Annotated in this window: 14 protein-coding genes; 11 read left to right on the top strand and 3 right to left on the bottom strand. The window is 52.0% G+C overall.

Annotation, left to right across the window (positions count from 1 at the left end; translation table 11 throughout):
• The first annotated feature begins 3 nt into the window (after nt 1-3).
• Nucleotides 4-777: a hypothetical protein gene (locus IT774_RS16305; RefSeq protein ID WP_195810705.1), complete on the top strand. Its 774-nt coding sequence runs from the start codon at nt 4-6 to the stop codon at nt 775-777.
• A 111-nt stretch (nt 778-888) separates the two neighbouring features.
• Here IT774_RS16305 and IT774_RS16300 read toward each other — a convergent pair whose 3' ends face one another.
• Together IT774_RS16300 and IT774_RS16295 are read right to left on the bottom strand one after the other, a co-directional pair.
• Nucleotides 889-1,899 carry a zinc-dependent alcohol dehydrogenase family protein gene (locus IT774_RS16300; protein ID WP_195810704.1) on the bottom strand — a complete coding sequence of 337 codons (1,011 nt, stop codon included), beginning with the start codon at nt 1,897-1,899 and terminating at the stop codon, nt 889-891.
• A gap of 70 nt (nt 1,900-1,969) precedes the next feature.
• A complete protein-coding gene (locus tag IT774_RS16295; protein WP_195810703.1) occupies nt 1,970-2,461 on the bottom strand; it encodes a YehS family protein in 492 nt (163 codons plus the stop codon).
• A 206-nt stretch (nt 2,462-2,667) separates the two neighbouring features.
• Between IT774_RS16295 and lexA the strand changes: the two genes are divergently transcribed.
• The 5 genes from lexA to IT774_RS16270 all read left to right on the top strand — a co-directional run bounded on the left by lexA (nt 2,668) and on the right by IT774_RS16270 (nt 8,018).
• On the top strand, nt 2,668-3,297 hold the full coding sequence (gene lexA, locus IT774_RS16290) for a transcriptional repressor LexA (protein WP_195810702.1): 630 nt from the start codon (nt 2,668-2,670) through the stop codon (nt 3,295-3,297).
• 405 nt (nt 3,298-3,702) lie between these two features.
• A complete protein-coding gene (gene coxB, locus IT774_RS16285; RefSeq protein ID WP_232365032.1) occupies nt 3,703-4,869 on the top strand; it encodes a cytochrome c oxidase subunit II in 1,167 nt (388 codons plus the stop codon).
• A 27-nt stretch (nt 4,870-4,896) separates the two neighbouring features.
• A complete protein-coding gene (gene ctaD, locus IT774_RS16280; protein WP_408641222.1) occupies nt 4,897-6,522 on the top strand; it encodes a cytochrome c oxidase subunit I in 1,626 nt (541 codons plus the stop codon).
• Nucleotides 6,523-7,107: a cytochrome c oxidase assembly protein gene (locus IT774_RS16275; RefSeq protein WP_195810700.1), complete on the top strand. Its 585-nt coding sequence runs from the start codon at nt 6,523-6,525 to the stop codon at nt 7,105-7,107.
• A 32-nt stretch (nt 7,108-7,139) separates the two neighbouring features.
• On the top strand, nt 7,140-8,018 hold the full coding sequence (locus IT774_RS16270) for a cytochrome c oxidase subunit 3 (RefSeq protein ID WP_195810699.1): 879 nt from the start codon (nt 7,140-7,142) through the stop codon (nt 8,016-8,018).
• 12 nt (nt 8,019-8,030) lie between these two features.
• Here IT774_RS16270 and IT774_RS16265 read toward each other — a convergent pair whose 3' ends face one another.
• Nucleotides 8,031-8,240 carry a DUF2909 domain-containing protein gene (locus IT774_RS16265; protein ID WP_195810698.1) on the bottom strand — a complete coding sequence of 70 codons (210 nt, stop codon included), beginning with the start codon at nt 8,238-8,240 and terminating at the stop codon, nt 8,031-8,033.
• Nucleotides 8,241-8,255: 15 nt separating this feature from the next.
• On the opposite strand from IT774_RS16265, the gene IT774_RS16260 reads away from it, so the two are divergent.
• From IT774_RS16260 to IT774_RS16240, 5 genes are read left to right on the top strand one after another with little or no spacing between them, the layout of a single operon-like run.
• Nucleotides 8,256-8,999, top strand: coding sequence for an SURF1 family protein (locus tag IT774_RS16260; RefSeq protein WP_232365031.1), 744 nt, complete (start codon nt 8,256-8,258; stop codon nt 8,997-8,999).
• Nucleotides 8,977-9,522: a hypothetical protein gene (locus IT774_RS16255; protein ID WP_195810697.1), complete on the top strand. Its 546-nt coding sequence runs from the start codon at nt 8,977-8,979 to the stop codon at nt 9,520-9,522. Before IT774_RS16260 ends, IT774_RS16255 begins: the two co-directional genes overlap by 23 nt.
• A 20-nt stretch (nt 9,523-9,542) precedes the next feature.
• Nucleotides 9,543-10,532 carry a COX15/CtaA family protein gene (locus tag IT774_RS16250; protein WP_195810696.1) on the top strand — a complete coding sequence of 330 codons (990 nt, stop codon included), beginning with the start codon at nt 9,543-9,545 and terminating at the stop codon, nt 10,530-10,532.
• Nucleotides 10,525-11,445, top strand: coding sequence for a heme o synthase (gene cyoE / locus IT774_RS16245; protein ID WP_195810695.1), 921 nt, complete (start codon nt 10,525-10,527; stop codon nt 11,443-11,445). The genes IT774_RS16250 and cyoE overlap by 8 nt, the downstream gene beginning before the upstream one ends.
• Nucleotides 11,442-12,098, top strand: a complete 657-nt coding sequence (locus IT774_RS16240; RefSeq protein WP_195810694.1) for an SCO family protein — start codon at nt 11,442-11,444, stop codon at nt 12,096-12,098. The genes cyoE and IT774_RS16240 overlap by 4 nt, the downstream gene beginning before the upstream one ends.
• Nucleotides 12,099-12,115 lie beyond the last annotated feature (17 nt).

The following is a 12,115-nucleotide window of genomic DNA, read 5'->3' as shown; positions in this document are numbered from 1 at the left end:
CATATGAGACTGACAGTGATAGGAGTAGGATTAGGGTATTGGTTGAGTGCCGGCGCGGTGGCGGCCAACTGGAGCGAAACTGAATTGCACCTGCAGCAGGGGCAGCTGAATCAGCCCTTCGCCTCGCAACCAGGCACCGATATCGATACCACCGTGGTGACGTTCCAGCATGCCAGTGGCTGGGACTATGGCAGCAACTTTTTCTTCTTTGATTACGCACGTACCGACAATGGCGATACCCTGTATGGCGAGTGGTACCCGGTTTTTAGTAGTCAGCAGTTGCTGGATGTGTCTTATTCCGGCCTGATTAGTGATATTGGTCTGGTGGCCGGCATTAATGCCGGACCTGATGCTGAAGTGCTTAAATACCTGCCCGGTATTCAGATCAACTGGAACCTTCCCGGTTTCAGCTTTTTCAATACCCTCATCACCGCCTATATTGATGACAGCAATGGCATCGACGCAGGCGGCGCGCCTAAAGAAGACGACAGCATGATGGTGGATATTGCCTGGCGTTATCCTGTGACGATTGGCACTCAGAATTTTTCTGTAGAAGGGCATGCTGAGTATATCGACTCACGTGGCACCGAGGTGCCCACCGTGCAGGTAAAAGACTGGCTGCTGACCCAGGTTCAGGTGCGTTGGGACGCAGGTCAGGCGTTAACCGGTACTCAGGACAAATTGTTTGTAGGTATTGAATATCAGTACTGGAACAACAAGCTTGGCACCCACGAGGATGAAAGTGCGGTGCAGCTGTTGGGTGTCTGGCGCTTTTAACGGTTAAGTGGTCAGCCTGGCGAAGCACCTGAAAGGGCCCCGCCATGCCTTTTCAGGTCAGCGGTGGTCGCCGAGGCTACCACGAGCACAGAGGCCACCAAGCGCAGCCGGTTAAAAGGTCAGCACCACTTTACCCACATGTTTGCCGGCGGCCATATACGCAAACGCCTGTTGGTATTGTTGCCAGTGAAATTCACGGTCAATAACCGGCGCCAGGTGGTTGGCGTGAATGGCATTACACAATGCCTGCAAAGAGCTTACCGGGCCAACAGCAATGCCGCGTAAGGTGGCATGGGCCTGTAAAATCTGTAACGGGTTGACGCTGCCGTCTTTACCGCCCAGGTAGCCAACAATATTGATTTGCCCGCCCGGCGCGATGCAGGCCAGAGACTGGCTCAGGGTATTGGGCCCACCGACCTCCACAATATGGTCGACTTTACGGCCCCCGGTTAGCTCAATCACCTGTTCGGCCCATTGCGGATGGGTTTGATAATTGACCGTGTGCCGGGCGCCCTGCTCTTTAGCGAGCTTTAGTTTGGCGTCGCTGGAGGACAAGGTAATGACCTGCGCACCATGCATCAGCGCCAGTTGCTGGGCAAACATCGAAACCCCGCCGGTACCCTGCACCAGCACCCAGTCACCGCTTTGAATATTGCCCTTGGTAACCAGCGCCTGCCATGCCGTGACGCCGGCACAGGGTAGCGTCGCTGCCTGCGAAAAGGATAAACCTTGCGGCATGCTGACCACCCCATTGGCCGGCATGACCTGATATTCGCTTAAACACCCTGGCAACGGGCCGCCCAATGATTGCGCGCCCGGTGAGTCGGCCAGCTCGCCGCTTTGCCAGCCTTGCCAGAAGCTGCCGACTATCTGGTCGCCGTTGCCGACACGGGTTACCCCGGGGCCCACTTCAACCACTTCACCGGCGCCATCTGACAAAGGGACCAGGCCGGCAGGAAAGTCTTCGTGGTACTGCCCATTCACAACTTCCCAGTCACGATAATTAAGCGCCGCGGCTTTCATTTTTACCAGCACCTGACCGGGGCCCGGCGAGGGAATATCCACCGCCTGGGTTATCAGATTCTGCGTGCCGTAGGCAGTACCAATAGCGACTTGTTGCATGTTCACTCCGCAAATTTAAACTGAGTTATTACAACGCAACAAGCAGCCGTGGGGATCGAAGCCCCGTCAGTTAAGACGGTTTTTTCGGACGCGCGTCGGGCCGGTGTTCAATCACCATACCCTGCAAAAAGTTGCGTAATAGCTGGTCTTTACAGACACGGTAGCTACGATGATCGGGCTTGCGAAACAGGGCGGTTAGTTCGCTTTTGCCTACCGGAAAGTCTGCCGCCCGCAATATCCGGATCATGTCATCCTGCTGATAATTCATCGCAATTTTTATTTTGCGTAAAATATCGTTGTTAGACAGTCGCTGGTTAGCAGCCAAAACCGGCGGCGCTGCGCCTTCTTTGCGGCCGCGTTGTTTAATGATGAGTCCATCTAAAAACAGACCAAGGGTTTTGTCCCGGCATGGCAAAAAACCAGGCTCCTCTTCACGCAGCATCATGGCCGCCAGGTACTCTTCTTCTAATGTGTAATCCATAAGTTTGAACACACTGAGGGTGGCGCGGTTGTCCAGACTTAACGCAAAGCGCAAGCGACGTAACACATCATTTAAAAGCATAAAGTACCAACTGGCAGACAAAGAAGCCTAGTATACCTGCTTGCCACCCTCACCGATATGCCGGGGAGGGCCACTATTGGCATAAAATGCGACGGCGACAGTGTTAAAAAGTTAAACAAATTATGCATAAAATGGGGCTCTGGCCCTTGCGATTTGCAAGTTCCTGTATATACTCATAAATAACTGTATGTAAAACCAGGCTGTTTATGCGTCCACTAACCCCCCGACAAACCGAAGTACTCGAACTTATTAAAGCCAATATGCGAGATACGGGTATGCCCCCTACCCGGGCGGAAATCGCGCAGCGGCTGGGCTTTAAGTCGGCTAATGCGGCCGAAGAACATCTTAAAGCATTGGCGCGCAAAGGGGTGATTCAGATCCTGCCGGGCACCTCCCGGGGGATTCGTCTGACTGCGCCCCTTGAAGATGAAGCTGCCAACGAAGACCACGGTTTACCGTTAATTGGTCGGGTGGCCGCCGGCGAGCCTATTCTGGCGCAAGAGCATATTGAGAGCCATTATCAGGTGGACCCTGATTTGTTCCGGCCCCACGCTGATTTTTTACTGCGTGTAGATGGCATGAGTATGAAAGATATTGGTATTTTAGATGGCGACTTGCTTGCCGTACATCGCACCACCGATGTCCATAATGGTCAGGTTGTGGTCGCGCGGGTGGAAGATGATGTCACCGTAAAGCGGTTTGAAAAACGTGGCCACGAAGTTTTATTGCACGCCGAAAATGATGAATTCTCCCCGATCAAGGTCGACTTGTCGGCTCAGCCTTTTACTATTGAAGGGTTGGCCGTCGGCGTCATTCGCAACGCTGACTGGATGTAAGTACCCCTAACGGCGACCTATGGTTGCCGTTTTTTCCCCCTATCTGTATCCCCTCTTCTTGCTGAACGGCTACCCCTCTTCTTGCTGAACGGCTACCCCTTAATTGCGGACTGCTTTTCCGTGTTTCTGTGGTTCTGCGCGTCCCAAAATTGGTTGGCGTTGCTGTCAACCTGACCACCATTGCCTGAATGGCCCTAAAGCCTGCTGAGAAACAGTGGCTTGAGGTTTTTTTGTATAAAATTTTACCAAAACACTAGACTCTGCGTGAAATTTGTTTAATTCTTATACCGTTATTAACATAAGAATAACAAATAGATAAAACCACCAATAACGAAATTGGTCGTAACAACACGAGTCCACAGCCACACAGATGCGCCTGGGATTCGTCCATCAGGGAGGTGCTGAGTGATCAGGCTCACGAATATCGTATTGATGGCTTTGGGGACGCTAGCAACAACCACTGCATTTACCGGTGCATTCGCCGCCGATGGCGCAACAGGGGAAGCTACCACACTCAATTTGCGCAAAGGCGTAACGGATATCAGCGGGCAGGTTTATGACCTGCACATGTTGATGTTTACCATTTGTGTCGTCATCGCTGTGGTGGTGTTCGGCGCTATGTTTATCTCTATCTATCTGCATCGCCGCTCTCGGGGCGCGCAACCCGCCAAGTTTCATGAAAATGTCAAAGTGGAAATTGCCTGGACGGTGGTGCCCTTTCTCATTCTGGTATTTATGGCATTTCCTGCAGCCAAAACACTGATTGCAATGGAAGACACCAGCGAGCCGGATATGACTGTGCTGGTCACTGGATCCCAGTGGAAATGGCATTATCAATACATGGATGAGGACATTGGCTTTTATTCGTTGATGGCCACCCAGCGTGAACAAATCGACAACCGTTATGAAAAAGGCCAAAACTATTTATTAGAAGTTGACCGGCCGCTGGTCATTCCTACCGGTCAGAAAGTCCGTTTTCTGATTACCTCCGACGATGTCATCCATTCCTGGTGGGTGCCGGATTTTGCCGTTAAAAAAGATGCCAATCCTGGTTTTATTAACGAGGCCTGGACCAAGGTGAATGAGCCCGGATTATACCGCGGACAATGTGCGGAGCTGTGTGGCAAGGATCATGGCTTTATGCCCATTGTGGTCATTGCTAAAGAACCGGCTGAGTTCAATGCCTGGATGAGCGATCAGCAGCAGAAAAAACAGGAAGCAGAAGCGGAAGAGCAACGTTTACTGGCCATGAGCATGAGTATGGAAGAGCTCATGACCGAAGGCAAAAAGGTTTACAACGCCGCCTGTGCTGCCTGTCATATGCCTAATGGTGAAGGTCTAAAAGGCGCATTTCCGGCGCTCAAAGGCAGTCAGATTGCTCTGGAAGATATGCAGGGGCATCTTGATATTGTGGTCAACGGCAAAGCCGGCACCGCGATGCAGGCTTTCGGCAAAATGTTGAGCCTCAAAGAACTGGCCGCAGTCATCACCTACGAGCGCAACGCCTGGGGCAATAATACCGAAGAACTGGTTCAGCCCAAAGATGTTAACGCATTCATCAATGGCCAATAGGAGGGCATCATGACGAAACCAACCAACATGACATCGCATGAGGCCACGATCGATAACGATCATCAGCCGTCGGCAGATGCACACGATCCGCACGATCACCATGATCATCATATTCCTAAAGGGTTAATGAGATGGGTACTTACCACTAACCACAAAGATATCGGAACGTTGTATTTATGGTTCGCTTTCATCATGTTTTTGGTGGGCGGAGCAATGGCAATGGTAATCCGTGCTGAATTATTTCAGCCCGGGTTACAGATTGTGCAGCCGAATTTTTTCAATCAGATGACCACAGTACACGGGCTTATCATGGTGTTCGGGGCGGTGATGCCAGCCTTTACCGGTCTGGCTAACTGGTTGATTCCCATGATGATTGGCGCGCCGGATATGGCTTTGCCCAGAATGAATAACTGGAGCTTCTGGATCTTACCTTTTGCCTTTGCCATTTTACTGGGCTCGCTTTTTATGGAAGGCGGCGGTCCGGCGTTCGGCTGGACATTTTATGCGCCCCTGTCCACCACTTACAGCAATGACAGTACCGGCCTGTTTGTATTTTCCGTTCACATAATGGGGATCTCTTCCATTATGGGGGCGATTAACGTGATCGTAACGATATTTAACATGCGGGCACCCGGCATGACCTGGATGAAAATGCCGCTGTTTGTATGGACCTGGCTGATCACAGCTTTTCTGCTGATCGCGGTCATGCCGGTGCTGGCGGGGGCGGTTACCATGGTGCTCACCGACAAATTCTTCGGAACCAGTTTCTTTGATGCTGCCGGCGGTGGTGATCCGGTTATGTTTCAGCATATTTTCTGGTTTTTTGGTCACCCGGAGGTCTACATCATGATCTTACCGGCGTTTGGGATTATTTCGCATATTGTCCCGACCTTTGCCCGAAAACCCCTGTTTGGCTATGCCTCGATGGTGTATGCCACCGCGTCAATTGCGCTGCTTTCGTTTGTGGTGTGGGCGCACCATATGTTTACCACGGGCATGCCGGTCTATATGGAAATGTTTTTCATGTTTGCCACTATGCTTATCTCGGTACCGACCGGCGTCAAAGTATTCAACTGGGTAGCGACCATGTGGCGCGGCTCGATGACCTTTGAAGTGCCGATGATGTTTGCCTTGGCCTTCATTGTTTTATTCACCATTGGCGGATTATCAGGCTTGATGCTGGCTATTACGCCGGTGGATTTCCAATATCACGATACCTACTTTGTAGTAGCGCACTTTCACTATGTACTGGTGACCGGGGCTATCTTTTCCATCATGGCGGCCGTGTATTACTGGCTGCCTAAATGGACCGGGCGGATGTTTAATATCACGCTGGCCAAATGGCATTTCTGGTGCTCACTGATTTCGGTAAATGTCCTGTTTTTCCCTATGCATTTTGTAGGTCTAGCAGGGATGCCACGGCGGATCCCGGACTATTCGTTGCAGTTTGCCGACTTTAATCAATGGATCAGTATCGGCGGATTTGCTTTCGGATTATCGCAGCTGATCTTTTTGGCGCTGGTGATCCAGGCGTGTCGTAAGCAGGGCGATCCCGTCTCTGATCAGGTGTGGGATGGGGCGCATGGACTGGAGTGGGAGATCCCATCACCGGCGCCTTATCATACGTTCGAAACCCCGCCGGTGGTGAAATAGATGTCCGGCGGCACCAGCAATAACAACATGGTGATCAGGCTGGTGATCATCGTGGTGGGCATGTTTGGCTTCGGCTTTGCGCTGGTACCGCTGTACGACGTATTTTGTGATGTCGCCGGCATTAACGGCAAAACTTCGACCACGGCAGCGGTATATCAGCCGGCGCAAATCGATAAATCGCGCCTGATCACGGTGGAATTTCTGACCCGCACTAATACGGGCATGCCGTGGGAGTTTCAGGCACGCACCAAACGAATGAAGGTCCATCCCGGCGAGTTGGCGACGGTGGAGTTCTATGTTCGCAACCCAATGCGTAGCGATTATATTGCCCAGGCCATTCCTTCGGTGTCGCCAGGGCAGGCCGCCATTTTTTTGAATAAAACCGAATGTTTTTGCTTCAACCAGCAACCGCTGGCGGCAGGGGAAGAAGCACTGATGCCGATGTCGTTTTATGTCGACCCGCAAATTCCCACCGACATTACTTATTTTACCGTGCAGTACACATTATATGACGTGACGGCCCGGGCCGACACACTGGGTGCTAGTGAAAACCCGTATCTGAAACGTACCGATGGCGCTCCATAGTGTAACGCGCCTAAAGGCTACAGGAGAAAGTCATGCAACAGCCTTATGAAAAATATTATGTTCCGGCACAAAGTCCCTGGCCCATCGTGGGGGCCGTAGCCTTGTTCCTGATCGCGGTAGGTGCGGGCAATGTGGTCATTGAGTTCAGTAAGGGCACCGATGGCTATGGCAGCTTGCTTCTGGGCAGTGGGCTGGTTGCATTGTTGGTGATGCTGGTGGGCTGGTTCAAAAACCAAATCGACGAGTCTATGTCTGGCCTCTACAGCGCTCAGCTGGGGCGTTCATACCGCCAGGGCATGAGTTGGTTTATTTTTTCCGAAGTGATGTTTTTTGCCGCTTTTTTCGGTGCGTTGTTTTATGCCCGCATGATTTCTATTCCCTGGTTGGGCGGCGCTTCCAACAATGAAATGACCAACACAGTGCTGTGGCCACAATTTGAAGCCATGTGGCCGCTGTTGACCACCCCCAATGGCACCACCACCCAACAGATGGAAGCTACCGGCTTACCTGCCATCAATACCCTGATTTTGCTGGTGTCATCGGTGACGCTGCATTTTGCTCATACCGGGCTTGAACAGAACAAACGTAAACAACTGACCTGGATGTTAGGTCTGACCATTTTACTAGGGTGTGTGTTCTTAACGCTGCAGGTAGAAGAATACATTCATGCTTATCAGGAACTTGGGTTGACCCTGCAATCCGGTATTTATGGCAATACCTTCTTCTTACTCACCGGTTTTCACGGCATGCATGTAACGCTGGGGACCATTATTTTGATGGTGCTGTTTGGCCGGGTAGTGAAAGGCCATTTCAGTCCCGATAACCATTTTGCCTTTCAGGCGGGCAGCTGGTACTGGCATTTTGTCGATGTGGTGTGGGTAATACTGTTTGTTTTTGTATATATCCTTTAACGCCCTATGGCGTTAATAGGGACGGGGGTTGGGATGAATCAGACCGGTAGCTATCGCCAACAGGATGAGCAACACAATGCACACGGATGTCAGTACCCGGCGGCCGATATACTTGCTCATGGGTTTGCCCGCCGTATCGTTTTTCATCATCACCCGCATCGCCAGAAACAGGTTCACAATCATATAAATCAACAGCACCACCACAATAATTTTAATCAGCATAGCGTCTCCCGAAAGGTGTCTGGTTTTTCTTCACGTTGGCGTCAGCCGCGCTGGGTGGTCGGGCTAAGCCTGACCCTGCTGGCCATTGCCATAATGGTACGGCTGGGTATGTGGCAGCTCGAGCGTATGGAAGAAAAGTCTTTGCGTTTGGCTAGCATAGCGCAAAAAAAACACGATGGCCCTCTTTCTTTGGCGGCTCTGAATACGCTCAATCCGGATCTCCAGGACTACCCGGTAACGGTCAATGGACGGGTTCGGCCAGATTATATTGTTTACCTGGATAACCGGATTGAAAATGGCCGGGTAGGGTATCAGGTGCTGGCTGCGGTCATCACCGACGCCGGGCAGGTTCTGGTCAACTTTGGCTGGGTGCCGGCAACTTCGTCACGTCAGCACCTGCCGGCCGTCACCTTGCCTGCTCAACTAACCAACGCCGAAGGAATCATCCGGATCCCCGCCGATAACCCGGTCATTCGCGAAACGGCTACCCGGCTGAAAGATGGCCAGCTGCTGCTACAACAAATAGATATAGCGCATTTAAAGCAAGTGACAAAACAAGCTTTCTTACCCTTCGTGGTACAGCTTCAGACCCCGGAAGATGCACAGTTTGTGCGTAACTGGCAACCGGTGGTGATGTCTCCAGAGAAACATCTTGGTTATGCAATTCAGTGGTTTGGTCTGGCAATAGCCGCTGCTGTAATTGCCTGTGTAGTATTTTTTTCGCGAGGTAACGCCCATGTTCAAACAAAACAAAAATAAACATCTGACCATGCTGGCCGTGGCGGCGGTGTTTGTCTTACCGGTACTGCTGGCCAAACTGGCGCTGGATAATCAGTGGTTTAATCAGGGGGCGACCAATAAGGGGCAGCTGATCCAGCCGGTGGTGGACTATTCCTCGTATTTGCAGGACCAACCAAGTAAATGGCGGTTGGTCTACCATTTGCCAGCTCATTGTGACAGCACCTGCGAAAACGCCATTTACAGTATCCAACAGGTATGGCTGGCATTGGGGCGGGCAACGGACCGGGCCCAGCCCACTATTTTATATTCCGCCGCCAGCGATGCCAGCAAAATTGAGCAGTTGCAGCAACAACCTAACCTGGAAGTAGTGGCTTCAGCCAGCCTGCCCGAAAACGAAAGCAATACCGTACTGGTGGTGGATACCATGAACAATGCCATGTTGCGCTACGCGATTCCGGCCAGCCGGGAGCAGGCAATCCTGGGCAGCCGCGACATTCTGGCGGATGTTCGTAAACTGCTCAAACTATCGCGTATTGGCTAACCCGGAAAAGGAGTCCAGGTATGAGAAAACTTGTCTTGTGTAGCTTGTTGCTGGCGGTGGTCGTTATTGTGCTGGGGGCGTACACCCGTTTGACCGACGCCGGGCTTGGCTGTCCTGACTGGCCCGGCTGTTACGGAGAGCTATTTGTACCGGCTTCCAGCGATAAAGTCGCCGCAGCAAACCAGGCGTTTCCCGACCGCCCGCTGGAGGCAAGTAAAGCCTGGAGCGAAATGATTCACCGTTATTTTGCCGGCACCCTGGGCCTGCTCATTTTCGCTATTGCGATTCGGGCGGCAGTCAGACGGGATCCGCGGATGCCCATGGGATTACCATTATTTTTGTGTGCCCTGGTGGTCTTTCAGGCGGCTCTGGGGATGTGGACCGTCACGCTGAACCTGTTGCCGGTGGTGGTGATGGGGCACTTATTAGGTGGTTTTGGCGTATTGTGCTGTTTGTTTTTAATGTATCTGCGACTGCAGCCGGTGATGGGTCAGGACAAGCTAAAATCAGCGCGTCGAATGCTGGGATTTGCGTTCTTTGGCATACTGATTTTAGGATGTCAGATAGCTCTGGGCGGCTGGACCTCAGCCAACTATGCGGCGCTGGCCTGTACTAACTTTCCGGTGTGTGAAGGGCAGTGGTGGACACAAATCGACATGCCCGGCGCTTACAGCGTGCCGGTGGCAGACAACTACGAATTCGGAGTGCATGGATACTCTGAGCGCATGACCATGCATATTGTGCATCGGGCAGGGGCCCTGGTCACATTTGTGTATTTACTGGCGCTGGGTATCGGGCTGTTACGGCTACAATCAAAATTGATGAACACTGCCGGCGCGGCGCTTATTCTGGTGTTGATTGCCCAGGTCATGCTGGGTATCAGTAATGTGGTTATGAGCCTGCCATTAACCATTGCTGTTGCGCACAACTTTGTCGCAGCATGTTTATTGCTGATTATGGTGTGGATAACCTATCAGCTGTCGCACCTGAAGGAAAAAGCGCATGGCTAAATCTGCAGAGTTGACTGAACACGACCAGGAGGCCGCTCACGCCCCGTTGAATTGGCGCCATTTTTATGAAATGACCAAACCCAAGGTAGTAATGCTATTGTTGCTCACCGCCTTAGTGGGAATGTGTCTGGCCACCCCGGGCCTGGTACCGGCAGACATTCTGGTCGCGGGTTTGATGGGTATCGGCTTGCTGGCTAGCAGCGCTGCGGTAATTAACCATGTGGTTGATCACAAAATTGATAGCATCATGGCCCGCACCTATAACCGGCCGGTGGCCAAAGGTAAGGTCGGGGTAGGGCAGGCGCTGTGGTTTGCGCTGGCGTTAGGGGTCACCGGCTTTGCCTGTCTGATGCTGCTGGTTAATACCTTAACCGCCTGGGTGACGCTGGCGTCACTGGTGGGCTATGCCGGCGTTTACACCATGTTTTTAAAACGTGCTACGCCCCAGAACATTGTGATCGGCGGGCTTGCCGGTGCTGCCCCGCCGTTACTGGGCTGGACCGCGGTGACCGGCGACATTCATCCCCATGCATTATTGCTGGTGTTGATTGTCTTTACCTGGACCCCGCCGCATTTCTGGGCTCTGGCCATTCATCGTAAAAAAGAATACGCCCGGGCCGACATTCCTATGTTGCCGGTTACTCACGGAGAGGCCTTTACCAAAACCTGGGTACTTGGTTATACCGCCTTGTTGATGCTGGTGGGTTTTTTGCCGTATCTGACCGGTATGTCGTACCTGATCTATCTGGTGGGCAGTACACTGCTTAATGCTGGTTTTGTCTGGTATGCCTGGCAATTGAAGTTTTCTGACAAGCCCGGCTGGGCCATGAAAACATTCCGGTTTTCTATTGTGCATCTCATGGTATTGTTTGTGGTTCTGTTGATTGACCATTACATACCCATAACACTATGAAGCAAAACACAATAATCGGCCTGGTTCTGGTCATCGCGTTTGTTGCCGGAATCTGGGCTGCGATAACCATAGCCCCGCCGGAGCATGCCATTTCTGCCCCTGAGCCAGAGCATTTCCAGGCCTATCCGGCGACCCGCTCGCTACCCGACTTTAGTCTCACCCGTGCCAATGGCGAAACTCTCAATGCTCAAAGTCTGCAAAATCAGTGGACCCTGGTCTTTTTAGGTTATACCTATTGTCCGGATATCTGCCCGGCAACCATGGCGGGATTCAATCGTATTTATTCTCAGTTGCAGGCTATCGAGAGTGAGTATCCTATCAGGGTGTTATTTGTCTCCGTAGATCCGGGGCGCGACACGCCAGCGCGTTTAGCCAGTTACAAAAGTTATTTTAATGAGGATTTTATTGCTGCTACCGGCGACCATGGTCAGGTATTTCCGTTGGTACGTAGCTTTGGTTTGGTGTATGCACTTAGCGAAAGCACCGAACAAGGTGATTACCTGGTGGATCATAGCGCGTCGGTGGTACTGGTGTCGCCCAAGGCGCAGGTGGTGGGACGATTTAAACCTGATAGCACAGTAGGCCAGCTATCGGTGGTAAAGCCTGAACATATTGTAACGGATATGCCGGTAATCATCGCTAACTACCCATGAACCCGCTGCTACGCATC

The sequence above is a fragment of the Salinimonas marina genome (assembly GCF_015644725.1).
Taxonomy (GTDB): domain Bacteria; phylum Pseudomonadota; class Gammaproteobacteria; order Enterobacterales; family Alteromonadaceae; genus Alteromonas.
This window is presented reverse-complemented; position numbering and strand designations above follow the sequence as displayed.

Excerpts from the sequence above, each read along its gene's own strand:
- IT774_RS16305 (WP_195810705.1), top strand. The coding sequence starts at position 4 with ATGAGACTGACAGTGATAGGAGTAGGATTAGGGTATTGGTTGAGTGCC.
- IT774_RS16300 (WP_195810704.1), bottom strand. The coding sequence starts at position 1,899 with ATGCAACAAGTCGCTATTGGTACTGCCTACGGCACGCAGAATCTGATA.
- IT774_RS16295 (WP_195810703.1), bottom strand. The coding sequence starts at position 2,461 with ATGCTTTTAAATGATGTGTTACGTCGCTTGCGCTTTGCGTTAAGTCTG.
- lexA (WP_195810702.1), top strand. The coding sequence starts at position 2,668 with ATGCGTCCACTAACCCCCCGACAAACCGAAGTACTCGAACTTATTAAA.
- ctaD (WP_408641222.1), top strand. The coding sequence starts at position 4,897 with ATGACATCGCATGAGGCCACGATCGATAACGATCATCAGCCGTCGGCA.
- IT774_RS16275 (WP_195810700.1), top strand. The coding sequence starts at position 6,523 with ATGTCCGGCGGCACCAGCAATAACAACATGGTGATCAGGCTGGTGATC.
- IT774_RS16270 (WP_195810699.1), top strand. The coding sequence starts at position 7,140 with ATGCAACAGCCTTATGAAAAATATTATGTTCCGGCACAAAGTCCCTGG.
- IT774_RS16265 (WP_195810698.1), bottom strand. The coding sequence starts at position 8,240 with ATGCTGATTAAAATTATTGTGGTGGTGCTGTTGATTTATATGATTGTG.
- IT774_RS16255 (WP_195810697.1), top strand. The coding sequence starts at position 8,977 with ATGTTCAAACAAAACAAAAATAAACATCTGACCATGCTGGCCGTGGCG.
- IT774_RS16250 (WP_195810696.1), top strand. The coding sequence starts at position 9,543 with ATGAGAAAACTTGTCTTGTGTAGCTTGTTGCTGGCGGTGGTCGTTATT.
- cyoE (WP_195810695.1), top strand. The coding sequence starts at position 10,525 with ATGGCTAAATCTGCAGAGTTGACTGAACACGACCAGGAGGCCGCTCAC.
- IT774_RS16240 (WP_195810694.1), top strand. The coding sequence starts at position 11,442 with ATGAAGCAAAACACAATAATCGGCCTGGTTCTGGTCATCGCGTTTGTT.